This window comes from Haliea sp., from assembly GCF_040221975.1.
Lineage (GTDB): Bacteria > Pseudomonadota > Gammaproteobacteria > Pseudomonadales > Halieaceae > Haliea.
Window position 1 is genome coordinate 1 of the sequence record NZ_JAVJWR010000026.1, and the last position, 25266, is coordinate 25266.

Here is a 25266-nt window from a genome sequence, read left to right on the forward strand (position 1 = left end):
ACTCAGCGTTGTGCCTCTTGGTAAGGGAGCCACCCTTGCCGGCAAGCCACGCCTTGATTCGCGCCGGCACAGGCGCTCTGAACGTTACCGAATTAGCCGCGCAGCCCACTAGGGACAGTATAACGCGCCGCGTGCACCGGCAACGCCGGCAGCCGCAGCGGTGGGACAGTTTCTATTTGCGCTTCATGGACAGGAAGAATTCTTCGTTGGTCTTGGTGTCCCTGAGCTTGTCCAGCAGGAATTCGATGGCGGGGCCGTCTTCCATGCTGTGCAGCAGCTTGCGCAGGATCCACATGCGCTGCAGCTCGTCCTCGGCAGTCAGCAGTTCCTCGCGCCGGGTGCCGGAGCGGCGTATGTTGATGGCCGGGTAGACGCGCTTTTCCGCAATCTTGCGGTCCAGGTGCAGTTCCATGTTGCCGGTGCCCTTGAACTCCTCGTAGATCACCTCGTCCATCTTCGAGCCGGTGTCCACCAGGGCGGTGGCGATGATGGACAGGCTGCCGCCTTCCTCAATGTTGCGCGCGGCGCCAAAGAAGCGCTTGGGGCGCTCCAGGGCATGGGCGTCGACGCCGCCGGTCAGGACCTTTCCGGAGCTCGGCACCACCGTGTTATAGGCGCGTGCCAGGCGGGTGATGGAGTCCAGCAGGATCACCACGTCGCGCTTGTGTTCGACCAGGCGCTTGGCTTTCTCGATCACCATGTCGGCGACCTGCACATGGCGTGAAGGGGGTTCGTCGAAGGTGGAGGCAACTACTTCCGCGCCGCGGATACCGACGGTGCGCTGCATGTCGGTCACTTCTTCCGGGCGCTCATCGATGAGCAGCACGATGATGTAGCATTCGGGGTTGTTGGTGAGAATCGCCTGGGCAATGCTCTGCATGATCACGGTCTTGCCGGCCTTGGGGGGCGCCACCAGCAGGCCGCGCTGGCCCTTGCCGATCGGTGCCACCAGGTCGATGACCCGGCCGATGAGATCCTCGGTGCTGCCATTGCCCTTTTCCAGTTTCAGGCGCTTGTCGGCGAACAGCGGGGTCAGGTTTTCGAACAGGATCTTGTGCTTGGCGTTCTCGGGCCGGTTGAAGTTGATGTCGCCGACCTTGAGCAGGGCGAAATAGCGCTCGCTGTCCTTGGGTGGGCGGATCTTGCCGGAGATGGTATCGCCGGTGCGCAGGTTGAAGCGGCGAATCTGGCTGGGTGACACGTAGATGTCGTCGGGGCCGGCCAGAAAAGAGCTGTCTGCCGAGCGCAGGAAACCGAAGCCATCCTGCAGGATCTCCAGGACACCGTCGCCGTAGATATCCTCGCCGCTCTTGGCGTGGCGCTTGAGAATGGCGAAGATGATGTCCTGCTTGCGGGACCGGGCCATGTTTTCGAGGCCGATCTCCTTGGCAATATCAATCAGTTCCTGCGTGGATTTGGTCTTGAGGTCAGTTAGATTCATAGAAGAGTGCTGAGTTGTTGTTCGCGGAAGAAATGCAATGCAGACGGACGTGGCGACCGGGAGTACTGGCCAGGACGACGTGAATGCAGCGTAAAATCTTTGGGTGGCAGAGTTATTATTGCGGCACGGGGCCGTGCAACGTTGGGAAATGTAGCACGGTGCGCAGGGGGCGTCTACCGCTTTTTGGCGCCGCTGCCGATTTCCGGAACCTCTCTACGGGTGGCCTTCCCTGGCCACTACCGAACATTGTGCGCGCAGGATCTGACGATTGCTCAGAGAACTTCCTTGATGAAGTCCACCAGCTGGCTCTTGGACAGTGCGCCAACCTTGGTGGCTTCCGCGCTGCCGCCCTTGAACAGGATCAGGGTGGGGATGCCGCGGATGCCGAATTTTGGCGGAATGTCCGGGTTGGCGTCTACATCCACCTTGCAGACCTTCAGCTTGCCGGCATACTCGCTGGCGATTTCATCCAGCACGGGAGCGATCATCTTGCAGGGACCGCACCATTCCGCCCAGAAATCGACCAATACCGGAATGTCGGCGTTGAGGACATCGGCGTCAAAACTTGCATCGCTAACGTGTACGACGTTTTCGCTCATTGTATGCTCCAGTTGGCGGGATAGCCCCGGGCTCAAGGCCGCGGCTGTGCCCTTGCAGTGAAGGCGCAATGATACCATTGGCTGATTGGGGTACAACCGGCGTCCAGGAGTTTTTCGTTATGACCTTATTCCCGGTGGGGGGCACGCAGTGGGTGGTCTACCTGTTGCAGTGCGCCGACGGCAGCCTGTACACGGGAGTGACCCTGGACCTGCAGCGTCGGCTGGCGCAGCACAATGGCGAGCGCACCGGTGGACCGCGTTATACCCGGGGTCGGCGCCCGGTAGCGCTGCTGTGGTGGGAGCGGGCAGCGGATCGCAGTCTGGCCCAGCAACGGGAGGCGGCCATCAAGCGTCTGCCGCGCGCCGCCAAGTTGCAGCTGCGGGAGGGTGACGCGGCGCCTACTCTGCTGCCAGTTCCGCGTTGAGCTCTTCCAGAGTCTGCTGCAACTCCAGCCAGCGCTCTTCCAGTTGTTCTGCCTGTGTTTTCAGCTCGCCCTCCTTTTTCAGCAGCCGTCCCAGCTCTTCCTTGCTGCCATCGGTGTACAGTTCCGGGTCTGCAAGCTGCTCCTGCAGCGTCGCCAGCGCCTGCTCGGCCGCGGTCATGGCCCGCTCGGTCTTGCTGATGTCCTGCTGCAGGGGGCGCAGCAGGGCGCGCTGGGCTGCGGCCTGCTGGCGCTTTTCCTTGCGGCTGACGTCTGCGGCGGGGGCCGCGCCGGCAGCGGGCCTGTCACTGCTTCGATAGCTGGCCAGGATCCACTTCTCATAGGCCTTGAGGTCGTCTTCGTAGTCTTCCACCAGGCCGTCGTGCACCAGCAGCAGTTCGTCGGCGGTATTGCGCAGCAGGTGGCGGTCGTGGCTGACCAGGATCAGGGCGCCTTCATAGCCCTGCAGGGCCATCTCCATGGCGTTGCGCATGTCCAGGTCCAGGTGGTTGGTGGGTTCGTCCAGCACCAGCAGGTTGGGGCGTTGCCAGACCACCAGTGCCAGCGCCAGGCGGGCCTTCTCGCCACCGGAAAACGGCGCGATGGGCCTGGTGGCGAAGTCGCCGCGGAAGTTGAAACCCCCGAGAAAATTGAGGATCTCCTGCTCGCGGGCCTCGGGGCTCAGGCGCTGGATATGCAGGACCGCGCTCGCGCGCAGGTCCAGGGCCTCCAGCTGCTGCTGGTCGAAATAGCCGACGCGGCAGTGCTCACCCGGCGCGCGGGTGCCCGCCAGCAGGGGCAATTCGCCGATCAGGCTTTTCAGCAGGGTGGACTTGCCGGCGCCGTTCTTGCCCAGCAGGCCGATGCGGGAGCCGGGGCGCAACATCAGGCTGACATTGCGCAGAATCGGCGTGCCCGCGTAACCCAGGGTGGCCTCGTCCAGCCGCAGCAGGGGGTCGCTGCTCTTCCCCGCCGGGGGAAAAACGAAATCAAACGGTGAATCAATGTGCGCCGGGGCCAGCTGCTGCATGCGCTCCAGTTCCTTGATCCGGCTCTGGGCCTGGCGCGCCTTGGTGGCCTTGTAGCGGAAGCGGCGCACGAAATCCTCGATGTGCGCGATCCGCACCTGCTGCTTCTCGAAACTGGCCTGCTGATTGGCCAGCATCTCGGCGCGCAGGCGTTCGTAGTCGGAGTAGTTGCCCTTCCAGGCCTGCAGCTGGCCGCCCTCGATGCTGAGGATGCGCTCGCAGGTGGCGTCGATGAAGTCGCGGTCGTGGGAGATCATCAGCAGGGTGCCGGGGTAGCTCTGCAGCCACTGCTCCAGCCACAGGGTGGCGTCCAGGTCCAGGTGGTTGGTCGGTTCGTCCAGCAGCAGCACGTCCGAGGGCGTCATCAGCGCCCGCGCCAGGTTCAGGCGGATGCGCCAGCCACCGGAGAAGTCGCTCACCGGGCGTCTGGCGGCATCATCGGCGAAGCCCAGACCCTGCAGCAGGCGTGCTACCCGGCGCTCGGCGCTGTAGCCGTCCGCATCTTCCATGGCCGTGTGCAGGCTGGCGGCGCGCTGGAAGTCGCCATCGGTTTCCGCTGCGGCGAGGTCCGCGATCAGCTGTGCCAGTCGGGCGTCGCCCTGCAGCACATAGCGCCCCGCGGTCTCGTCGGTGGCCGCGACTTCCTGTGCCATGTGCGCCAGCCGCAGGTTGTTCATCCCCTCGACGGCACCGGCATCGGCCTGCAGTTGCCCGAGCAGCATAGCGAACAGGCTCGACTTGCCGCTGCCATTGGCCCCGATCAGGGCCAGTTTCTGGCCCGGTTGCAGGGTTACATTGGCGCCCTCCAGCAGCAGCTTGCTGCCCCGGCGCAGTTCGATATCGCGTAATATGATCATCAGGCCGCGCATTCTACTCGCAGCCTTGATCGGTAACCAGCTGGAGAGATGATGAGCAATCCGTTGTGGGAGTTCTCGCTGGAGCTTTACGCCCGTCCCGGGGTGGCCGCGGCCTGTATTGCAGCCCAGGACCGCTTTGCGGCGGATGTAAACCTGCTGCTGTACGCGGCCTGGCTGGCGCAGCAGGGCCTCGAACTGAACCGGCAGCAATGGCAGGCGCTGGCGGCCAGTGTGGCGGACTGGCGGCGGCGGGTGATCCAGCCCTTGCGTGCCCTGCGCCGCGACTGGCAGGGTTTGCCAGCTGCGGCGGCCCTGCGTGAGCAGGTCAAGTTGCTGGAGCTGGCGGCAGAGCAGTCGCAGCAGGCACAAATGCTCGCCTGGCACCGATTGCAGGAACCGCAGCCGGCACAGTTGAACAGCCTGGAGCGGGCGTTGTCGGAGCTGCTGGAAACATCTGTCGAGGAGAGAGACAGCGGCGCTCGGGGAGACCTGGTACGACGACTGCTCTCGCTGCTGGCCTAGAGTGCCGGGGGTGGCGCACTGGCGGCCGCCGGTAGTATGATCTGGCACCTGCAAGATGTCCTGCATGTTCACTTACATACCAATGGAACCCGTTATGAAGAAATTCGCCATCCCGCTTGCCCTGGTCGCTACCGTGACCCTGCAAGCCTGTAACCAGCAATCTGCCCCCGAAGCCGACAGCGCCGCCCCGGAAGTGGTGCTGGAGGATTCCACCCAGCGTCTGAGCTACGGCATTGCCTACGGCCTGGGTCAGCGCATGGCTGCCGACGGTGTGCCGATGGATGTGCCGGCCTTCAGCGCCGGTTTGCAGGATGCCCTGGAAGGCGCCGAGCCGCGCATGAGCGAGGAGGAAATCCAGGCCGAAATGATGGCGTACCAGGAGCGCGCCATGGAGGAACAGCAGGCGCTGGCAGCTGCGGCGGCCGAGGCCAATCAGGCCGCTGCGGAGGCCTTCCTGGCCGAGAACGCGGCCCGCGAGGGCGTGGTGGTCACCGAATCCGGCCTGCAGTATGAAGTCATTGAAGCCGGTGAGGGCGCCAGCCCCGGGCCTGAAGACACCGTGGAAGTGCACTACCGTGGCACCCTGGTGGATGGCACCGAGTTCGATTCATCCTACAAGCGTGGCGAGACGGTCACCTTCGGTGTTGGCCAGGTTATTGCCGGCTGGACCGAGGCTCTGCAGCTGATGTCCCCGGGTGCCAAGTGGAACCTGTATATTCCCGCCGACCTGGCCTACGGTCCCGGCGGTGCCGGCAACCTGATCGGCCCCAATGCGGCGCTGGTGTTTGAGGTTGAGCTGATCAGTATCGCCGACGATGAGGACGAGGCTGCGGCGGAAGACTCTGCCGACGAGGGCTGATCAGCCCGCCTGAGCCGGCGCCTGCAACTGGCGCCGGTGTTGATTGTGGAGGCCGGCGATCAGCCGGTCCTCCAGCACAAACCGCGATTCCAGCAGTTCCCCCAGCGCTGACAGATCCCGCCGCAAAGTCTCGGGATAGTGCTCCCCGCGACCATATTTTTCCTCATAGGCCAGGATCACATCCGTGGTATCAGTGATGTCGGGCATGAGGCCGGCGACCAGGGCGTCGCTGTTGTCGCCAAAGACTTCGGCCTCGTTCAGCAGCTCCGCAAATACCTCGAAGTGCCCCGCGGAGATATAGTCCACCAGCAGCTCACACAGCTCGCGCTGACGCCGGGCGAGCTGCGCTGACGCGGGCGCATCGTCAATGGCGACGACCAGCGCGGTGTAGCGGGCCAGCACGGCCCTGCGCTCCTTGAGCCAGCTGGTCAGCAGGCCTTCGACTGCGTTGAATTGTTCGGCGGGGTTGTTACTGCGATGCGGCATTGTGTGCGGACTCCCGGGTCCATTCCCGAGCGACCACTATAGGCGCAGGCCCATCGCGACCGCAAGCGCGGACGCTGGTATCGCTCAGCTCTTGCGCAGTGTCTGCCAGAGGCTCGCAACGGTAATGACCACAAACAGTATCAGGGTTTGTTCCGGGATGCTGAGGCCAAGCAGAGTCCAGTGGGTTTCGGCACAGTTGCCATCACCCATCAGTACCATGCTCAGGGTCTCGCGGAATGGCAGGGTTTCCAGCATGTACTCCAGGCTGGGGCCGCAGGCGGGCACCTGGTCCGGTGGCAAATGCTGCAGCCAGACATGGCGGGCGGCAACGGCGCCGCCGGCAATGGCGCTTGCGGCGCACAGCAGGCCGTAGACCCTGCGTCCCCAGCCGGCGGGATTGTGCAGGAAGGCGGCCAGGGCGACCACGCCGCCGGCGACCACGAAGAGCCGCTGGGTCATGCACAGCGGGCAGGGATTGAGACCCACCTGGTACTCCAGGTACCAGGCAAACAGCATGGCAAACAGGGCCAGCAGCGCGAGTCCGAAATACACCAGGCGAGGGGACAGGGCTTGCAACATGGCGGAGTGGTTCCTCGTGACTGAAGCGATAGTGATGCGGGGCAGTTTACGTTAGGCGGTTTCAGCCTGCCCCGCAAGCGCAATCCGGGCTGGCGCTGGTGGCCCGCGGAGGGCAGTCGTCAGAACAGTGTCCGATACTGGCCGAAAAAGCGCGCCAGGTACTCCTCGAAGTCGATGTCATCCGCGGCCTCGATCTCCTGCTGTGCGAGCATTGACTGCCGGGTCTCCTGTTCCAGGCGCTGGACTGTATCCGCCGACAGGGCGCGCTGGTGAAAGTGACTGGCCCACTGTTCGCTGTAGTTCATGGCCAGGCGAAAGAAAGGCAGGTCCTGTTCGCGCATCTCCTTCAGGACCCGGGCCGAAGGGGTTAGCTCGGCGTCGTCCACCCGCGCCTGCTGCGCCGCCAGGGACTCCCGGTAAAGACCGCTGTCGTGGGCGTCGTCCAGCAGGTTGGCGATGCCGGTCATGGCGGCCAGAAGCTTGCCTGCGAGTTCCGTCATGGACGTGCTGCCGGTGGGGGTCTGCAGCTGCAGGCCGGGCTCGCGGCCGCGGTTGACCACGGCCTCCAGGTTGGCGGCCTGCATGGCCTGTTCGCTATCGTCACAGGCGGGGCTGTCCTCCAGCAGGCAGTACAGCAGGAAGGTGTCGAGAAAGCGGATCTGGCCGGCGTCGATGCCCAGCGGCGTAAACGGGCTCACATCAATACAGCGAATCTCCACATATTCGATCCCGGCGCGGCACAGGGCAGCCAGCGGCGCTTCACCCGGACGGGTGACCCGCTTGGGGCGGATGGTGCTGTAGAACTCGTTCTCGATCTGCAGCAGGCTGTCATTCAGTTGCTGGTAGTCGCCGCCCTGGCCGGCGGGGAAGGCCTGATAGGGTGGGTGGGGGTGCATGATGGCATCGCGCAGGGCCTGCACATAGTTGCCCAGCGAGTTGTAGCAGACCTTGAGCCCCTTCTGGGCTTCGCTGTTATAGCCCAGGTCGCCCATGCGCAGGGCCGTGCCGTAGGGGCGGTGCAGGGTGCGGCTTTTGTCGTCAAACGGTTCCAGGCCATGGCTGTCGCGGCCGCGGAGAAAGCTGGAGCACACCGCGGGCGAGGCACCGAACAGGTAGATCAGCAGCCAGGAATGGCGGTGAAAGTTGCGGATCAGGCCCAGGTAGCGCCCGGTGACATAATCCTGCAGCGGCCCTGGCCGGCCGGCGTCGTCCCAGGCCCGCTGCCAGTATTCGACCGGCAGAGAAAAATTGTAGTGGATGCCGGCAATGGTCTGCATCAGGCGACCGTAGCGGTGGCCGAGGCCATAGCGGTAGACTTTTTTCATCCGCGCCACATTGGCGCTGCCGTACTCGGCCACCGGAATGCTGTCGTCACCATTGACAATGCAGGGCATGCTGGTGGCCCACAGCAGCTCGTCGCCGAGTTTGCTGTAGGTGAAGCTGTGGATGTCGGCCAGGGTCTCGAGGCACTGTTCGATGCTGGTGTGCACCGGGGTAATGAATTCCAGCAGCGCCTCGGAATAATCGGTGGTGATGGAGGGGTGGGTCAGTGCGGAGCCCAGCCCTGCCGGGTGCGGGGTCTGTACCAGCCGTCCCTCCGGGGTGATGCGCAAACTCTCCTTTTCCAGTCCGCGCTGTATTCGCTGCAGCAGTGCGCGGTAACCGGGACCGTCCAGGGTCTGCAACTGGTTCTGCAAATGAGGGGTCAAGCGGAACTCCTTGTTGGGGGTGCGGGCACGCCGGGAATGTCTCCCACCGCCTGGCGGGCCCAAGTTTAGCCGCGTATTGTGAACGAGTACAGATTTCCGGGCATTGTGGTTTTCATGTGCAAACGGCTATCTTAACCACATGAAGTCTATCCCGAATACCAGGTTGTTGGTCCGCGGGCCTCTCGGGCTGTGCCTGCTGGCACTGTTGCTGACGGCCCCCGACACAGGAGCCGCAGCGGATCCCGGGGTTTGTCGCGAGGCGACTCCCCAGGACGCATCCGCCAGTTTCCGCTTCGAGGACTCCCCCGGCCACGACCGGTTTGCCGACTCCGTCCCGGCAGGCGCCCGCATCGGCAGCATCCGCCAGCAGCGCTTCACCGTTTTTGACACCGAGGATCCACGGGAGGACAAGGCGCTCTACCGCTGGGCCAATGACTTGCACAGCGTGACCCGGGACTGGGTGATCAGGGACCACCTGCTGGTGGCAGAGGGAGAGGAGTACAACCAGGCCCGGGTGGATGAGTCGGAGCGCATCCTCCGCGACCTGGGCTTCATCTACGATGCGACCGTGCGGCCGTGGCGGGTCTGCGGTGAGGTGGTTGACCTGGAGGTCATCACCCGCGATATCTGGACCTTCACCCCGATGCTGTCGGTCAGTCGAAGTGGCGGCGAGACCAAATCCGCGTTCGGGTTTCGGGACGCCAACTTTCTCGGCACCGGCAAGCAGATCGTCATCCAGCACGACAGCGACGAGGAGCGCTCCGGCAATACGATCCGCTATTTCGATCCGTCACTGGCGGGTTCGCGCTGGCGCATGCGGCTGTCACTGGCGGACAACGATGACGGCTACGAGCAGGGCGTGGGCTTCGTGCGCCCGTTCTTTTCCGTGTATGAACGCTGGTCCGCAGGGGTCGGCCTGAACCGCATGAAGCTTGAGGAGTCTCTCTGGTTCCGGGGTGATGAAGTCGCTGAATTCGACCACAAGATAGAATTTGCCAACGTCTTTGGCGGTATTGCCGCGGAAGCGCGGGAAGATGAGCGCGTGGGGCGGTGGCTGTTTGGCTATACGGTGGAGACCCACGGCTTCGATTTCAGCGATTCAGCCATCCCCCCGGCGGAACTGCCGGAGGAGCGCGAGTACAGCTATCCCTACATCGGCTACGAGTCCACCCGCGACCAGTTTGTGGAACTGCACAACTTCAACTATCTGGGTCGCACCGAGGATGTCTATGTTGGCGAGCGCTTCTCCTGGGCCCTTGGCTGGTCAGCGGACGCCCTGGGATCCAGTAAGGACCAGGTGGTTCTGCGCGGCAACTACCGCAATACCCTGCTGGTCGACGAGCGCCGCCTGTGGCAGCTGGACACCAACCTCAGCGGTTTCTGGGGTATCGACGACAGTGAGTTCGAGAATTTCTGGTGGACGGCAGAGACTCGCTACCACCACAAGCAGTCGCGGCAATGGATGGTGTTTGGCAGGCTCAGGGTCGACTACACCGAAGGGCTCACCGGTGAGCGCCAGCTCACCCTGGGCGGGGACAATGGCCTGCGCGGCTATGACCTGAACTACCAGGTGGGCGACCGCTCCATGGTGTTCAATCTGGAGCAGCGCTATTACTCCGACTGGCACCCCTTCAGGTTGGTACATGTGGGGCTTGCGGCCTTCATCGATGTCGGCCGGGCATGGTTCGAGGGTGCGGACAACGGCAGCAATGGCGGCGTACTGGCCAATGCCGGTTTCGGCATTCGCCTGAACTCCAGCCGCGCCGAGAAGAGCAGCGTTATCCACATCGATTTCGCCTTCCCTTTCGTCAAGGACGACGATGTCAGCGGTGGCCAGATCCTCTTTACCGTCAAGGACAGATTCTAGCTGAGCCTCTCCATGTGCTTGCGCAATAGCTGGCAGGCAAAATTGCCCTGCACTTCCGCATCCTGCCCCGTCGCGAGCATGATGCGCGACATGATCAGGCCGTAACGCATGGCGGCAAACAGGACGTAGTAGTCATAGTCCGCTACATCGTAGCCAGTGGCCTGTTGCCACTGTGCCACGGTCTCCTCGTAGGACGGCAGCCCCGGCAGGCGCGGCATGCCCAGGCCCTCGGCGAAGGTGGAGTCGATGTAGTTGAACCAGGCCAGGTCCTGCAGCGGATTGCCCAGCGTCGCCATCTCCCAGTCCAGTACCGCTGCCACCCGGTCCAGGGAATCAGCAAAAATCATGTTGCCGATACGTGCGTCACCCCAGCACAGTGCCACCGGTTCCGCGGCCGGCTGGTTGGCGCTCAGCCAGTCCAGCGCCGCCTGGCCGAGCGGGTGGCCCTGGCCCTCGAGGCCCCAGTCCAGGTAGTCCTGCCAGTAGCGCAGCTGCTGCTGCAGCGGTGTTTGCCCTGGCACCGTCAGGTCGGCAAAACCCAGGGCCTGGTAGTCGAGCTGGTGAAAGCGGGCCATGGTGTCCACCGCGGCCCGCCACAGGGCGGCGCGCTGCGGCTCGCTGGTTTCCTGCAGCAGCCAGCCGTCCATGTTGTAGGGGGGCATGTCGGTGGGGATGCGGCCCGGGATATGCTCCATGATGTAGAACTGCACGCCGAGCAGGTCGGTGTCGGTTTCCAGGCCGCGCAGCGGCGGCACCGGGATGTCACTGTGCGCCTGCAGGCGCTCCATCACCCGGTATTGCGGGGCCAGGTCGTAGCTGGGGAACACGGGTCGCGCAATCTCCGGCTGCAGCCGACCGACGCAGGCCTCCTCCCGGGCGCTCCCGTTCTCGTCCCAGTGCAGGGTAAACAGCAGCGTCACGTTGGACATGCCGGAGCTCTCCGGAATCTTGAGGCTGGAAACGGTCACCGGGTACCCGCGACGTTGCTGGAACCACTGTTCCAGCTTGCGGCGTGTACCTTCAATATCTTCCAGCAACGGAGTGGGGCGAGTGTTGTCCACGGATTGGCTCCTGTTCTGATCGTTTTCAGCTAGTGTAGGGGAGCCGGCGGCGAGTGACTACTATTCGTTAGTTCGAGTAAAAAAATGTAATTTCCCTGTTGTCACCGGGCGGGGTTCCTATAATGGCTCCGCCGCCGGTTTGCGGGTCTCCGAACCTGCCAGCTGGTTGCCAATGGCGTCGAGTGGAGTGCGGCATGAAAAAAGTGTGGGTATTGCTGGTGATTCTCGGCCTGGGTGGCTTGCTGGCGTGGCAGCTGTCGTCCCCGGGAGAGACGCCGGCGCCGCGCACACGTCCACCGGTGCCGGTAACCGCTTACACTGTGGTACCCCAGCCCTTCAACGACGAAGTCCAGGCCCTCGGCACCCTGCGGGCGTGGGAATCGGTGGATATTACCGCCAGCGTGTCGCAGATCATTGAATCGCTGGAGTTCGACGATGGCCAGCAGGTAGAACAGGGCGTGCTGCTGGCCCTGCTGCGCCAGGACGCGGAACAGGCGAGCCGGCGCGAACTGCAGGCGACCCTGGCAGACGCGGAACGCGAGGTGCGCCGGCTGGAAAATCTCGCCCGCCAGAATCAGGTGGCGCAGAATGAGCTGGATCGCGCCCGCACCCTGGTGGCCGTGACCCGTCATCGCATCGAGGAAGTGGAATCGCGGATCGCCGACCGGACCATCGTGGCGCCCTTTGCCGGCACCCTCGGCCTGCGCCAGGTCAGCGAGGGCGCGCTGGTCACCGCGGGCCAGCGCCTGGTCACCCTCGACGACCTGTCGCGCATGCGCCTGGACTTCACCGTCCCGGAGCAGGACCTGGGCTTCCTGCGGGTAGGCCAGGCCGTCGCCGCACACACCCCGGCCTTCACCGAGGCCTACACCGGCACGGTCACGGCCCTGGACAGCCGCGTGGACCCGGTTGCCCGGTCCATCACCGCCCGCGCCGAGCTGATCAATCCGGAGCAGCGTCTGCGCCCGGGCATGTTGATGGAAGTGGTTGTCAGCGGGCCGGAGCGGCAGGCGCTGCTGGTGCCGGAGGAGAGCCTGCAGTCGCGTTCCACCCAGCACTTCGTCTGGCGCCTGGATACTGCGGCAGAACAGGCAGTGCGGGTCGAAGTGGATATTGGCGGACGCCGTCCCGGCTGGGTGGAAATTGTTGCCGGCCTCGAAGCGGGCGATCGGGTGGTCCGCGACGGCGTGGGCCGGCTCTCCGGTGAGAGTGCCGGGGTACGGCTGGTGGAGCACTAGCGGTGCTGTTGTCCGACGTCTCCGTCCGGCGGCCGGTGCTGGCCGTCGTCGCCGCGGCACTGCTGTTCGCGTTCGGCATTCTCTCCTTCGACCGGCTCCCCCTGCGGGAATACCCGGACATCGATCCGCCGATTCTCAATATCACCACCCTCTACCCCGGGGCTTCCGCCGCGGTGGTGGAAAACCGCGTTACCGAGGTCATCGAAGACAGACTGGCGGGCCTGGAGGGCATCAAGACCATGGCCTCCAGCAGCCTGGACGGGCGCTCCAACATCACCCTCGAGTTCGAGCTCGACCGCGACATCGACAACGCCGCCAACGATGTGCGCGACCGGGTTTCCCGAATTCTCGGCAACCTGCCGGATGAGGCCGAGCCCCCGGAAGTACGCAAGAGCGCCAGCGATGAGGAGGTGATCTTCTGGGCTCACCTGGTGGCGCCGGGCATGGATGCGCTGGAGCTGACCGACTACGCCCGCCGCTATCTGGAAGACCGGTTCTCGGTACTGGAGGGCGTGGCCCGGGTGCGTATCACCGGCGAGCAGGTCTACGCCATGCGCATCTGGCTGGACCGCAATGCCCTGACGGCGCGGAATCTGACAGTGACGGATGTGGAAGCGGCGATACGCGCCCAGAACGTGGAGTTGCCGGCGGGAACTCTCAAATCCCTGGAGCGGGATTTCATTGTGCGGGTGGAGCGGGGCTATGAAACCGCCGCGGATTTCCGTCAGCTGGTACTGCGCCAGGCTGACGACGGCTATCTGATTCGCCTCGGCGATGTGGCCCGGATCGAACTGGCCAGTGCCGAACACCGCAGCCTGTTTCGCGGCAATGGCGAGCCGATGGTGGGCCTGGGTGTGATCAAGCAGAGTACCGCCAACGCGTTGTCGGTGAGCGATCTTGTGTGGCAGGAAGTCGAGCAGATCAACCGCCAGCTGCCACCCGGCATGGAGCTGATCGCCAGTTTTGACAACTCCATTTTCGTCCGTGCCGCGATCCAGGAGGTGTATACCACCCTGTTCATCGCGGCGCTGCTGGTGGTGCTGGTGATATTCCTGTTTCTCGGGGATCCCCGCAGCCTGCTGGTGCCGGCCATCACGGTGCCGATCTCCCTGGTGTCTGCTTTTGCAGCGCTCTGGGTGATGGATTACAGCATCAACCTGCTGACCCTGCTGGCGCTGGTGTTGGCGATCGGACTGGTGGTGGACGACAGTATCGTGGTGCTGGAGAACGTCCACCGGCGCCTGCTGGAGGGCGAGACGCCGCTGGTGGCGGCTTTCCTCGGCACCCGCCAGGTCGGTTTTGCGGTGGTCGCGACCACCCTGGTGCTGGTGTCGGTGTTCGTGCCCATCACCTTCCTCGAGGGCGATATCGGCCGTCTGTTCGGCGAATTCGCCATGACCATGGCGATGGCGGTGATTTTCTCCAGTTTCATTGCCCTGACGCTGGCGCCGGCGCTGTGCAGCAAGTTGCTGGATCGGGAGCATATCTCCAACCGCATGGCAGACGCGGTGGAAGCGTTGAGTGAACGTCTGGAACTCGCCTATCAGCGCGCCCTGGGCGCCGTCTTGCCCCACCGCTGGCTGACCCTGTTGGTGTTGCTCGCGAGCGTGGGGGCAACCGCGTGGGCCTTCCAGACGGTGCCCCGGGAGTACGCTCCGGCAGAGGACCGTGGCATCCTGTTCCTCGGGGTGAGTACGCCGGAGGGCTCGTCTTTCGAGTACACCGTTACCCAGATCGAGGAAGTCGAGCGGCGGCTCTTGCCATTGGTGGAGGCCGGGGATATTCGCCGTCTGCTGATACGCGCACCTTCATTCGGCGGTGGCGAGGCGTTCAATGCGGGCTTTGCCCTGATGGTGCTGGCGGACTGGGACAGTGGCCGCCGGTCTACCGCGGAGATCCAGGCCGATGCCCGCCAGCGCCTTGAGGATATCGCCGGCGCGCGCGTATTCATCCGCGGCGGCGGCGGCCTTGGTCGCGGCAGTGGCGACCCGGTGCAATTCGTGGTGACCGGCGACAGTTTCGAGGAGCTGGCGCAGTGGCAGGACCTGCTGCTGGACCGCATCGCCGACAACCCCGGCCTGGTCGGAGTGGATACCGACCTGCAGCCAACCAAGCCCCAGCTGCGCATCAACATTGACCGCAATCGTGCCGGCGACCTCGGCGTCAGTCTCGCCGAGGTCAGCCGCACCCTGGAGACGCTGCTGGGTGCGCGCCGGGTCACCACGTTCATTCTCGGCGGCCGCGAGTACGACGTGATCGTTGAGGGTGAGCGCGAGAACCAGCGCACCCTCGACGATCTCAACAGTATCTATGTGCGCTCCGCCGCCAGCGGTGATCTGGTGCCCCTGGGCAGCCTGGTGACGGTGCGCGAGCAGGCGGATGCCGGCAGCCTGAACCGCTACAACCGCGCGCGGGCCCTGACCATTACCGCGGGCCTGGCCCCGGGTTACGCGCTGGGTGACGCCCTGGTGTACCTGGAGGATCTGGTGCGCACCGAACTGCCCACCAATGCCAACTTCGACTACAAGGGCGAGTCCCTGGAGTACCAGAGCAGCAGCAACGCGGTGGTCTTTACCTTCCTGCTGGCGCTGCTGGTGGTGTATCTGGTGATGGCGGCCCAGTTCGAGTCCTTCGTCCATCCGGCCATTATCCTGCTTACCGTGCCCCTCGCGCTGGTCGGTGGTCTCGGCGGGTTGTGGCTGTTTGGGCAGACGCTGAATATCTACAGCCAGGTGGGCATGATCATGCTGGTGGGGCTGGCGACCAAGAACGGCATTCTTATCGTCGAGTTCATCAACCAGATGCGCGATGGCGGCTGCGAGTTCATGGAGGCGGTGCAGCGTGGCGCGGCGCGAAGGCTGCGGCCCATCATCATGACCGCGTTTACCACGGTGGTGGGCGCGGTGCCGCTGGTGGTGTCCAGCGGGCCGGGGCACGAGGTGCGCACCGTGATCGGGGTGGTGGTCATGTGCGGCGTGACGGTAGCGACGCTCATCACCCTGTTCCTGATTCCGATGGCCTATGCGTTGCTGGCGCGCGGCACCGGGTCACCCCGGGCAACCAGCCAGCAGCTGGACAGGGAACTGGCGCCGGCGCCGGTGGAGTAGCGATTTGTGTACTGGTTCCTTGTCAGTTTCTTTCAGAATGCTAGAGTGAGCCATCTTTGATGCGTTGCCAAAGGGGATCACTGTGCGCATTACCGAATGGCTGAAAACGCTCGCGGCCGAGGGCGGCTCCGACCTCTACCTGAGCACCGGCGCGCCGCCCTGCGCCAAGTTCCAGGGCCAGTTGCGCCCCATTGCCAGTGAGCGACTCAAACCCGGCGAGATCAAGGAGATTGCCTACGAGCTGATGGATCCTACCCAGCAGGCGGACTTCGAGCAGGAACTGGAGATGAACCTGGCGACCTCCATCCCCGGCTCCGGCCGGTTTCGGGTGAATATTTTCATGCAGCGCAACGAGGTCAGCATCGTGGCGCGCAATATTGTCGCCGAGATTCCCAACTACAAGGATCTGCGCCTGCCGGAGATCCTTACCGAGGTCATGATGCGCAAGCGCGGCCTGGTGCTGTTCGTGGGCGCCACCGGCTCCGGCAAGTCCACCTCGCTGGCGGCGCTGATCGACTACCGCAACAGCAACAGCGCCGGCCATATTGTCACCATCGAAGACCCGGTGGAGTATGTGCACAACCACAAGAAATCCATTGTCAATCAGCGCGAGGTGGGGGTCGATACCCGGAACTGGCACAACGCCCTGAAGAATACCCTGCGCCAGGCGCCAGATGTGATCCTGATCGGCGAGATCCGCGACCGCGAGACCATGGAGCATGCGATCGCCTTCGCCGAGACCGGCCACCTGTGTATCTCCACCCTGCACGCCAACAATGCCAACCAGGCCCTGGATCGCATCATCAACTTCTTCCCGGAAGAGCGCCGGCCACAGCTGCTGATGGACCTCTCGCTGAACATCCAGGCCTTTGTCTCCCAGCGTCTCATTCCGACCGTGGATGGCAAGCGCTGCGCCGCCATCGAAATCCTGCTCGGTACCCCCATGGTCGCGGACCTGATCCTCAAGGGTGATATCGACGGCATCAAGGAAGTCATGGCGAAGTCGGAAAACATCGGCATGAAAACCTTCGACGGAGCGCTGTTCGATCTCTATCGGGAAGGCCTGATCAGCGAAGACGAAGCATTGCGCAACGCGGATTCGCCCAACAATGTGCGCCTGAAGATCAAGTTTGCCAAGGAGGGCGGGATACGTGCACCGGATGGGTCACTCAGTCTCAGCCTGGAGAGCCTGGACGACGAGGATGAACCACCGCGGGCCTTTTGAGGGGCCAGTGGCCCACTAGGACAGCAGCCTGGACAGCAACAGCCCGGCAAATACCGCCCACAGCGCAATCAGCACTGCAAGCTGCAACTTGCGCGACTTCGGTTCCGCTTGCTGTAGCTCGCCGATGCCGACGTGGATGTCGAATGAACCACAGGCAGGGCAGCTGCCCGCCGGACTCAGTTTATTGCCCCGATAACTGCATTCCCGACAGTGGTAGCGCATGCCTGTTCACCGATTCAATTTCAGCAATTGGTCCACGACCCGCTCCAGCTGTACAAGATTATTGCACTCTGCGGCAAAATGACAGGCACTCTGGTAGCGCAGCATCTCCGAATCTCCCGTGCCCCAGGCCCGCCGTGATTCCGGGTTGAGCCAGATCACCCGCCGGCTGCGTTGGTAGATGCTGCGCAGAATGTCCAGTCGCGGCTCGCCATTGTTGTTGCGGGCATCGCCGAGAATGATCACCGTGGTGTTGCTGTTGATATCATCCAGGGCCAGTTTGGCAAAATCCTGCAGACTGCTGCCGTAGTCGGTGGCGCCGCCATAGCGCCAGTTCACCAGCTCGATCGCCTTCTCCACCGGGTGCTGGCTGAACAGCTCGCTGACCTCACCGAGGTGGCTGGAAAAGGCAAAGCTGCGCACGCGCGGCAGCACGTCCTGCAGGCTGTAGAGGAACAGCAACAGGAACTTGGCATAGGCCGCCACCGAGCCGCTGACATCGCAGATTGCCAGCAACTGCGGCTTGTCCTTGCGCACCCGGCGCCAGTAGGTGTTGAACATGACGCCGTCGTTGGCGATGCCACGGCGCAGGGTCTTGCCCATGTCCAGCCGGCCGCGCCGAAACAGCCGGCGCTTGCGGGCGTGGCGTTCCGCCAGCTTGCGCGCCATGCGCCGCACCAGCTCCTGCACCCGGTGCATGTAGCGCTGCTCCAGGTGGCTGAGTTTGGTGGTACTGAGGATTTCATCCATGAAGCGGGCATTGTCGCCCTCGGCCTGCAACAGGTACTGGCGGGCTACATAATCGCGTACCTGTTCCCGCAGAATGTCGCGATAACGTTTCAAAGGCTCCAGCGCCGGGCTCTGGCGCTGTTCCAGATCGGCGATGGCGCGCCTGATCTGCTCTTCACCCATGGCATCAAGCATGCGTCGCAGGTACTGGCCCTTCTGGGTGAACATCTGGATCTGGCTTAAGCCCACGCCGGCTGCAGCCTCGCCCATGGCTAGATTCAACGCGGTGCGATCATTGTCGCGCAGCTGCCGCAACAGCTCACCATCCAGCAGCGCCTGCAGCCCGGCATCGTCGGCCGCGGCCTCCTCCAGCAAGCTGTCATCGGGGCTGGCCCGGCCGGCTGCTTCCGGCTTTTCCCCCTGGCCTGAGTCAGGCGGCGTCTCCGGCTCATCCTGCAGCGCGTCGCGCTCCTCCCGGGTGCTGGCAAAGTCCGCCAGTTGCTGGTCGAAAAAGCGGTCGAAGCAATGCTGGAACACCGCTTCCTCCGCCGGCGTTTTTGCCAGGGCCGTGGCCAGCCCGTCCCGCAGTCGCTCGCGACGGGCGTAGCCCAGGGTGACAGCGACATCCATGGCATCCAGTGTTTCCGCCGGTGAGATGCGTACATCGTGGCTGCGCAGCAGGCGAATAAAGCTGACCAGGTGGCTTTGCACGGTGGCCCGAGGCGCTCCGTCAGGCCGTGCGGCGGGGCAACAGCTCCCGCAGGCCGGCACTGGCCACGTCGATATCGTCCTCGAATTTGAGCAGCACGTTGAGTGTGCTGTGGACGGTATCCGCATTCAGTTCGCGGGCGTGCAGCAGCAACAGGCTGCGGGCCCAGTCGATGGTCTCGGAAATGGCCGGTGCTTTCTTCAGGTCCAGGTCGCGCAGGGAGTGGACAAACGCCACCAGCTGGTGGCGCAGCTGCTGGTCGATGTCCGGGACCCGGCTGAGCACGATCCGCTCCTCCAGCTCGACGCTGGGGAAGGGAATGTACAGGTGCAGACAGCGGCGCTTGAGGGCGTCACTGATGTCGCGGGTGTTGTTGCTGGTCAGGAATACCATCGGCGAGACGCTGGCCTTGACCGTGCCGATTTCAGGGATGGATACCTGGTAGTCCGAGAGTATTTCCAGCAGCAGCGACTCGAATTCGTAATCGGACTTGTCCACCTCGTCGATCAGCAGGATTGCGCCGCGCTCCTGCTGCATGGCCTTCAGCAGCGGCCGGGGCTCCAGAAACTGTTCCGAGTAGAAAATATCGCCGAACTGATGCAGGCGCTCCACCGATTCCGCCAGACCCTGGGCGCCCTGCAGCAGGTCCCCCAGTTTTTCCTTCAGTACCTGGGTGTACAGCAATTGCTTGCCGTATTTCCATTCATACAGGGCCTTGGCTTCGTCCAGGCCCTCGTAGCACTGCAGCCGGATCAGCGGCACATCCAGCAGCATGGCGGTGGTTTTCGCCAGCTCGGTCTTGCCCACTCCCGGTGGTCCCTCGACCAGGATGGGCTTGCGCAGCTGGAAGGCGAGGAACACTGCGGTCGCGATCTTGGGGCTGCAGATGTAGCCGAAGGACTCAAAGCCCTGCTCGATGGCCTCGATGGAGGCCAGCTGTGGAAAATTCTGGGTATGCAAGTGGTTACCTCTTCGGGCCAGCTATGGCTGGTCGGGGACGCCCAGTCGGGGGCGCCTAACCGCCGGTCATGTTCATGAAGCGCAGGATCTCGGGTTCCTCGCCATGGGTAAAGTGGTGCTTCTCCGGCTTCAGCGCCATCGCCGCGACGATGGCGCGCTCCAGTTCCACCCGGCTGGAACCGGGAGCGCGCAGCACCGGGCGCAGATCCGCCGAGTGCTCATTGCCCAGGCACAGCAGCAGGCGCCCCTCCACCGTGATCCGCACCCGATTGCAGAGGTGGCAGAAGTTGTTGCTGTGGGGGGAGATAAAACCGACCCGGCTGGGGCTGTCGGCCATGCTGAAGTAACGGGCAGGGCCGGCGCTGCCGTCCGGTTCCCCCAGTGGCTGCAGCGGATAGTGGCTGCCGATACGCTGCTCGAGCTCGGCGCTGCTGCAGAAGCTCAGCGCCCGGCTGTGCTCGTCAATCTGCCCCAGCGGCATTTCCTCGATAAAGGCGATGTCGATCGCGCGCTGGCGGGCAAACTCCACCAGCTCCAGCACCTCGTCGTCGTTGCGCCCCCGGAGGATCACTGCGTTGAGTTTGATCCGTTCGAAACCCGCGGCGACCGCGGCATCCACGCCCGCAATCACTTGCGCCAGGTCGCCGAAGCGGGTCAGCTCGCGGAAGCGGTCCGGGCGCAGGCTGTCGAGGCTGATATTGACCCGGCTGACGCCGGCGTCGCGCAGCGGCGCTGCCATTTCCGCCAGGCGTGACCCGTTGCTGGTGAGCGCGAGTATCTCCAGCCCGGGCAGCAGGCCCAGGCGCTGTACCAGGGACAGGATGTTGTTGCGGATCAGCGGCTCACCGCCGGTGAGGCGGATCTTGCGCACCCCCAGCCCCACCGCAGCCTCGGCTACCCGGTACAGTTCTTCCAGGGTCAGGACCTGGGGCTTGGGTACGAACTGCATGTCCTCCGCCATGCAGTACACGCAGCGGAAGTCGCAGCGGTCGGTGACCGACAGGCGCAGGTAGCTGATCCGGCGCTGGAAGGGGTCGACCAGGGTGGCGGGGAAGTCGTCTTTCATCCGGGAAGTGTACTGCCTGTGGCGCTTTGGCTCTAGTGCCGGGCTGCTGGCCGCTGGATTGCTCCGTGTTCCCTTCGTTCCAGTGGCAGCCTGGCGGCTGCAGCGTCGCTCCGGCACGGGAAGATCCTTTTGCTCCATTCCGGGCGCATGCGGCGCGCGCTCCCTCAATAATCTTGCGCTGCCGTCTGGCCGCGCACGGTGTGAGCCGTACTGGCACTCGGCATGGCTGTGGCAGTTCTGGAGCTGGCCTGTTCCCACTTTCAGTGCTGCAGGTTGGCAGCCACTAAGTGTGGGGCAGTGGGCGCGCCGACGCCCTGCAAGTCCGCAAAAGGACATTCCCGCACCGGATCAACGCGGCGGGTAGACTGGAGCCACGGTACGCTGTCAGAGGAGAGGGGGCAGAGGGCGAGATTCAGGCTGCAATGCCGTGTGCGGGCATCCCAGTGGCGAAGTCATGAGCGATGGCCCCTGCACCCCGCGTTGATCCGGGGGGCGGGTGCTTGTTTGCGGACTTGGAGGGCGTCGGTGCGCCCGCTCAATCGTCTTAGTGGCTGCCAGCCCCCAGCCCTGTAAGTGCGAACAGGCCGTCTATAGCACTGCCTCCGCCATGCCAGATGCCAGCCCCAATCACAAAGTGCGCGGCCCGACGGCAGCGCAAGAGCGCAGCAGGCACGCGCGCCGCATGCGCCCGGAATGGAGCAGGCAAGTACCCGGTTCCCGGAGCGACGCAGCGGCCGCAAGGCCGCCACTGGAACGAAGCGATCCGGGACGCGCAGCTCCGGACTCCGCGTCCCGGACTCCGCGTCCCGGACTACGCGTCCCGGACTACGCGTCCCGGACTTTACAGATCCCGCGCGGCTGGGCAGGATGCAAACCTGGTTCAACGAGGATTGATAATGCCAATAAAGCCGCTCCTTGCCCTCACCCTGCCCCTGCTGCTGGCAATGTCCCCCACCCTTGCAGTGGCCTCGGTGCCCTGCGAAGAAATCGACGGCATCCACTCCATCTGTGGCCTGGCAGCACCGGAGGACCTGGTGCCTGCGCCCAACGGCCGCGACCTGATCTTTGGCCAGATGGCTGAACCCGGTGGCTTGTTCCTGCTGGATATTCGTGACGACAGCGTGCGCCCGCTGCTGCCTGAGGGCCCCGTGCCGGTGCCGGCGGAGTTCTGGGGGCAGGCGGATTGCCGCCAGCCAAGCAGCTGGCTGGGGGCCCACGGCCTGGATCTGCGGCAGCGGGCCGACGGCCGCTGGCAGCTGCTGGTGGTCAACCACACGGAGCGGGAATCGGTGGAGTTTTTCGAATTGCTGGACGCCGAGGCTGAGCGCCCGAGGGCGGTGTGGCGCGGCTGTGCGATTGCGCCGGAGGAGGGCAACTTCAATGATGTCGTCGGGCTGGCGGACGGCAGCCTGCTGGTCACCCACATGGCGGACCGGCGCCGGCAACTGTGGTCGGCGCTGCTGGCGGCGTTTGGCCGCGATACCGGTTTTGTCTACCGTTGGACACCGGTGTCCGGATTCGTCCCGCTGCCCGGGACCGAGGGCGCGCACCCCAATGGAATACTGCTGGCGCCGGATGAGCAGAGCTTCTACCTGAACATCTACTTCGGTGGCAGTGTGCGCCGACACGCGGTAGACAGTGGCGAGCTGTTGGCCAAGGTGGCGGTGGAAAAACCGGACAATTCCAGCTGGGCCGATGATGGCAGGCTGCTGGTGGCTTCGCACCAGGCTTCCCTTTGGCAGCTGTTCCGCAGTCTTGAGCAGGATCACAGCACACCCAGCCTGCTGCCTTTCACTATCGTAGCGATAGATCCCGCAACCATGGTCGCGGAGCCGCTGCTGCAGCGCGAGGGTCCGCCGATGGGGGCCGGTACTGTCGCCCTGCAGCGCGGGAACGACCTCTACATCGGCTCTTATGTCGGCGATCGCATCATTCGTCTGCCGCTGCCTGGAGCTGCCAGCGAGTGACGGTCTGGCGCGGGCTGTTGCTCTGGGGTACGCCGCCGCTGGCAGTGGCACTGGCCCTGTTGTTGCTGCAGGCGGGCTACAGCGAGGATATCGCCATCGTCGGCATGGTGGCGATCTGGTGCGTACTCTGGTGGGTGTTCGAGCCGGTGCCAATCCCGGTCACCTCACTGCTGCCCATCGCCCTGCTGCCGTTGCTGGGGGTACTGACCCCGGCACAGGTTGGGCAGGCCTACGGCTCGCCGCTGATCCTGCTGCTGCTGGGCGGCTTTCTGCTGTCCAAGGCGATGGAGCACTCCGGCGCCCACCGCCGCATCGCCATTGGCATGGTGCGACTGGTCGGCGCCAACAGTGGGCGCCGGCTGGTACTGGGATTCATGATTGCGGCTGCCGTGCTGAGCATGTGGATTTCCAATACGGCGACCACGCTCATGCTGCTGCCGGTGGCGCTGGCGGTACTGGAGGCAACAGACCGGCGGCGGGAGCTTGCGGTACCACTGTTGTTGGGGGTTGCCTACGCAGCCAGTGTCGGTGGTATCGGTACCCCGATCGGTACCCCGCCCAACCTGATCTTCATGCAGATCTACGAGCAGACCACGGGCGCCGCGATCAGCTTTAGCGGCTGGATGGGCTGGGCACTGCCCGTGGTGCTGGTGATGATTCCGCTGATGGCGCTGCTGCTGACCCGCAATCTGTCCGGGCCCATTGCCGTGGAGCTGCCCGCTACCGGCCACTGGCGCAGCGAAGAGAAGCGGGTGCTGCTGGTATTCGGGTTGACCGCTCTGGCCTGGGTGACCCGCAGCGAGCCTTTTGGCGGCTGGCAGGCCTGGCTGGACCTGCCCCAGGCCAACGATGCCTCGGTGGCGCTGCTGGCGGTGGTGGTGATGTTCGTGCTGCCCAACGGCAAGGGCGCGCGCCTGCTCGACTGGGAGCGGGCCAGCACCATCCCCTGGGGGGTGCTGCTGCTGTTTTCCGGTGGCATCTGCCTCGCCAGCGGCTTCGTGGCATCCGGTCTCAGTGATGTCATGGGCCAGTGGCTGGCGGGAATGACGGACATGCCGGTGTGGCTGCTGTTGCTGCTGATCTGCCTGGTGGTGACCTTCATGACCGAGACCACCTCCAACACGGCCAGCACAACCCTGCTGATGCCGGTACTGGCGGCGGCGGCGCTGGCGGCGGATATCCCGCCAGAGCTGATCATGGTACCGGCGGCGATGAGCGCGAGTTGCGCCTTCATGCTGCCGGTGGCGACGGCACCGAACTCGGTGGTCTATGGCAGCGGCCTGATAACCACCGCGCAGATGGCGCGAGAGGGCTTCCTGTTGAACCTGCTGGGGGCGCTGGTGATCAGCACCCTCTGTTACATCCTGGTGGCGTGAACCGCGGCGGCCTGAACTCCGGCAGCGGGGGGGCAGCCCCGCTGCCGGACAGCAGCTACAGCAGCGCCAGCATGGTCTCGGCGGAGCTGACATCGACGCCGGCGCCGGGCTCCACGTTCAGGTGGGTCACGGTGCCGTCGTCAACGATCATGGCGAAGCGCTGGCAGCGTTTGCCGAGGCCGAAGCCGGTGCCGTCCAGTTCCAGGCCCAGCGCGGCGGTAAAATCGCCATTGCCGTCGCCCAGCATCAGCAGTTCCTCGGCGTTCTGGGACTTGCCCCAGGCGTCCATGACAAAAGCGTCATTGACGGCCATGCAGGCGATGGTGTCCACGCCCTTGGCCTTGATTTTGTCGGCGTTGACCACGTAGCCGGGCAGGTGGGTGATGCTGCAGCCCGGAGTGAACGCTCCCGGTACCGCGAACAGCAGGACCTTCTTGCCCTTGAAGATGTCGTCGGTGCTGATGTCGACCGGGCCTTTTTCGCCCATGGTCTTGAGAGTTGCTGCGGGGATCTTGTCTCCGGCCTTGATCGTCATGTTAGTCTCCTTGGTCGTGGGGGTTGCCCGTGGAGCGAGGATAATAACAGATGAGCCGCAGTATGCACTGCCCTCTCTGCGCTGGTCCCGGCAGCGACTTTCACCGGGATCGGCGGCGCGCCTATCTGCGCTGCGGGCGCTGCCTGCTGGTGTGGGTACCGGCGGACTTCCTGCTGTTGCCGGAGCAGGAGAAAGCGGAGTACGACCTGCACCGGAACAGGCCTGACGACCCCGCCTACCGCGGTTTTCTGGGTCGGCTTGCGATGCCACTGCTGCAGCGCCTCGCCCCCGGCAGCAGCGGCCTGGAGTTCGGCTGCGGTCCCGGTCCGGCGCTCGCGGCGATGCTGCGCGAGGCCGGGCACCGGGTGACCCTCTACGACCCGTTCTATTTCCCCAACCCCGGGGCCCTGGAGGGCTGTTATGACTTCATCACCGCGACCGAGGTCGTGGAGCATCTGCACCGGCCCGGCGCCGAATTGCAGCGGTTGTGGACGCTGCTGCGGCCGGGAGGCACCCTGGGCATCATGACCAAGCTGGTGCGGGACCGGGAAGCCTTCACCACATGGCACTACAAGAATGATCCGACCCATGTCTGCTTTTTCAGCCGCGACACCTGGTACTGGTGGGCGCAGTGCCATGTCGCCTCTGTAGTATTCCCGCAAGCCGATGTCATCCTGCTAACGAAAAGTGCCACAGCCTGAGCTG

At 64.3% G+C, this 25266-nt stretch carries 22 protein-coding genes; 10 read left to right on the forward strand and 12 right to left on the reverse strand.

All coding sequences use genetic code 11. The annotated features are described in order from the left end of the window. Positions 1-172: 172 nt before the first annotated feature. Both rho and trxA read right to left on the reverse strand, forming a co-directional pair. On the reverse strand, positions 173-1441 hold the full coding sequence (gene rho / locus RLO07_RS10160) for a transcription termination factor Rho (protein WP_462292027.1): 1269 nt from the start codon (positions 1439-1441) through the stop codon (positions 173-175). A 272-nt stretch (positions 1442-1713) separates the two neighbouring features. Further along, a complete protein-coding gene (gene trxA / locus RLO07_RS10165) occupies positions 1714-2040 on the reverse strand; it encodes a thioredoxin TrxA (protein WP_462292028.1) in 327 nt (108 codons plus the stop codon). A gap of 119 nt (positions 2041-2159) precedes the next feature. Here trxA and RLO07_RS10170 point away from each other — a divergent pair, with 119 nt between their 5' ends. Beyond that, positions 2160-2465, forward strand: a complete 306-nt coding sequence (locus tag RLO07_RS10170) for a GIY-YIG nuclease family protein (protein WP_462292029.1) — start codon at positions 2160-2162, stop codon at positions 2463-2465. On the opposite strand, the gene RLO07_RS10175 is transcribed toward RLO07_RS10170, so the two are convergent. After that, positions 2440-4347 carry an ABC-F family ATP-binding cassette domain-containing protein gene (locus RLO07_RS10175; protein ID WP_462292030.1) on the reverse strand — a complete coding sequence of 636 codons (1908 nt, stop codon included), beginning with the start codon at positions 4345-4347 and terminating at the stop codon, positions 2440-2442. The genes RLO07_RS10170 and RLO07_RS10175 overlap by 26 nt on opposite strands. 51 nt (positions 4348-4398) lie before the next feature. Here RLO07_RS10175 and RLO07_RS10180 point away from each other — a divergent pair, with 51 nt between their 5' ends. Next, a complete protein-coding gene (locus tag RLO07_RS10180) occupies positions 4399-4869 on the forward strand; it encodes a TIGR02444 family protein (protein ID WP_462292031.1) in 471 nt (156 codons plus the stop codon). A gap of 94 nt (positions 4870-4963) precedes the next feature. Beyond that, on the forward strand, positions 4964-5728 hold the full coding sequence (locus tag RLO07_RS10185) for an FKBP-type peptidyl-prolyl cis-trans isomerase (RefSeq protein ID WP_462292032.1): 765 nt from the start codon (positions 4964-4966) through the stop codon (positions 5726-5728). Here the strand turns inward: RLO07_RS10185 and RLO07_RS10190 are convergent, their stop codons facing one another. The 3 genes from RLO07_RS10190 to gshA all read right to left on the reverse strand — a co-directional run bounded on the left by RLO07_RS10190 (position 5729) and on the right by gshA (position 8502). After that, entirely contained in the window at positions 5729-6214 is a 486-nt protein-coding gene (locus RLO07_RS10190; RefSeq protein ID WP_462292033.1) for an Rsd/AlgQ family anti-sigma factor, read from the reverse strand. Between the two features lie 84 nt (positions 6215-6298). Beyond that, positions 6299-6793, reverse strand: coding sequence for a disulfide bond formation protein B (locus tag RLO07_RS10195; protein WP_462292034.1), 495 nt, complete (start codon positions 6791-6793; stop codon positions 6299-6301). Positions 6794-6912: 119 nt separating this feature from the next. Then, positions 6913-8502, reverse strand: coding sequence for a glutamate--cysteine ligase (gene gshA / locus RLO07_RS10200; protein ID WP_462292035.1), 1590 nt, complete (start codon positions 8500-8502; stop codon positions 6913-6915). A gap of 139 nt (positions 8503-8641) precedes the next feature. Here gshA and RLO07_RS10205 point away from each other — a divergent pair, with 139 nt between their 5' ends. Then, the gene (locus RLO07_RS10205; RefSeq protein ID WP_462292036.1) at positions 8642-10369 is read left to right on the forward strand and encodes a BamA/TamA family outer membrane protein; all 1728 of its coding nucleotides are present in this window, start codon (positions 8642-8644) and stop codon (positions 10367-10369) included. On the opposite strand, the gene RLO07_RS10210 is transcribed toward RLO07_RS10205, so the two are convergent. Continuing rightward, complete coding sequence (locus tag RLO07_RS10210; protein ID WP_462292037.1) at positions 10366-11430, reverse strand: phosphotransferase family protein; 1065 nt, start codon at positions 11428-11430, stop codon at positions 10366-10368. The two genes, RLO07_RS10205 and RLO07_RS10210, sit on opposite strands and share 4 nt — an antisense overlap. A gap of 194 nt (positions 11431-11624) precedes the next feature. Between RLO07_RS10210 and RLO07_RS10215 the strand changes: the two genes are divergently transcribed. The 3 genes from RLO07_RS10215 (at position 11625) to RLO07_RS10225 (ending at position 17000) form a co-directional block, all read left to right on the forward strand. Next, on the forward strand, positions 11625-12668 hold the full coding sequence (locus tag RLO07_RS10215; protein ID WP_462292038.1) for an efflux RND transporter periplasmic adaptor subunit: 1044 nt from the start codon (positions 11625-11627) through the stop codon (positions 12666-12668). A 2-nt stretch (positions 12669-12670) separates the two neighbouring features. Then, on the forward strand, positions 12671-15775 hold the full coding sequence (locus RLO07_RS10220) for an efflux RND transporter permease subunit (RefSeq protein ID WP_462292039.1): 3105 nt from the start codon (positions 12671-12673) through the stop codon (positions 15773-15775). A gap of 82 nt (positions 15776-15857) precedes the next feature. After that, positions 15858-17000: a PilT/PilU family type 4a pilus ATPase gene (locus tag RLO07_RS10225; RefSeq protein WP_462292040.1), complete on the forward strand. Its 1143-nt coding sequence runs from the start codon at positions 15858-15860 to the stop codon at positions 16998-17000. 15 nt (positions 17001-17015) lie between these two features. Here the strand turns inward: RLO07_RS10225 and RLO07_RS10230 are convergent, their stop codons facing one another. From RLO07_RS10230 to moaA, 4 genes are read right to left on the reverse strand one after another with little or no spacing between them, the layout of a single operon-like run. Continuing rightward, positions 17016-17222: a hypothetical protein gene (locus RLO07_RS10230; RefSeq protein ID WP_462292041.1), complete on the reverse strand. Its 207-nt coding sequence runs from the start codon at positions 17220-17222 to the stop codon at positions 17016-17018. Between the two features lie 6 nt (positions 17223-17228). Next, the gene (locus RLO07_RS10235; RefSeq protein ID WP_462292042.1) at positions 17229-18659 is read right to left on the reverse strand and encodes a VWA domain-containing protein; all 1431 of its coding nucleotides are present in this window, start codon (positions 18657-18659) and stop codon (positions 17229-17231) included. A gap of 19 nt (positions 18660-18678) precedes the next feature. Continuing rightward, entirely contained in the window at positions 18679-19617 is a 939-nt protein-coding gene (locus tag RLO07_RS10240) for an AAA family ATPase (protein WP_462292043.1), read from the reverse strand. A 55-nt stretch (positions 19618-19672) separates the two neighbouring features. Then, positions 19673-20683: a GTP 3',8-cyclase MoaA gene (gene moaA, locus RLO07_RS10245; RefSeq protein WP_462292044.1), complete on the reverse strand. Its 1011-nt coding sequence runs from the start codon at positions 20681-20683 to the stop codon at positions 19673-19675. An 896-nt stretch (positions 20684-21579) separates the two neighbouring features. Here moaA and RLO07_RS10250 point away from each other — a divergent pair. Further along, a complete protein-coding gene (locus RLO07_RS10250) occupies positions 21580-22650 on the forward strand; it encodes an SMP-30/gluconolactonase/LRE family protein (protein ID WP_462292045.1) in 1071 nt (356 codons plus the stop codon). Further along, entirely contained in the window at positions 22647-24026 is a 1380-nt protein-coding gene (locus RLO07_RS10255) for an SLC13 family permease (RefSeq protein WP_462292046.1), read from the forward strand. The genes RLO07_RS10250 and RLO07_RS10255 overlap by 4 nt, the downstream gene beginning before the upstream one ends. A gap of 55 nt (positions 24027-24081) precedes the next feature. Here RLO07_RS10255 and RLO07_RS10260 read toward each other — a convergent pair whose 3' ends face one another. Further along, positions 24082-24561 carry a redoxin family protein gene (locus RLO07_RS10260; RefSeq protein ID WP_462292047.1) on the reverse strand — a complete coding sequence of 160 codons (480 nt, stop codon included), beginning with the start codon at positions 24559-24561 and terminating at the stop codon, positions 24082-24084. A 50-nt stretch (positions 24562-24611) separates the two neighbouring features. On the opposite strand from RLO07_RS10260, the gene RLO07_RS10265 reads away from it, so the two are divergent. After that, positions 24612-25262, forward strand: a complete 651-nt coding sequence (locus RLO07_RS10265; protein WP_462292048.1) for a class I SAM-dependent methyltransferase — start codon at positions 24612-24614, stop codon at positions 25260-25262. Positions 25263-25266 lie beyond the last annotated feature (4 nt).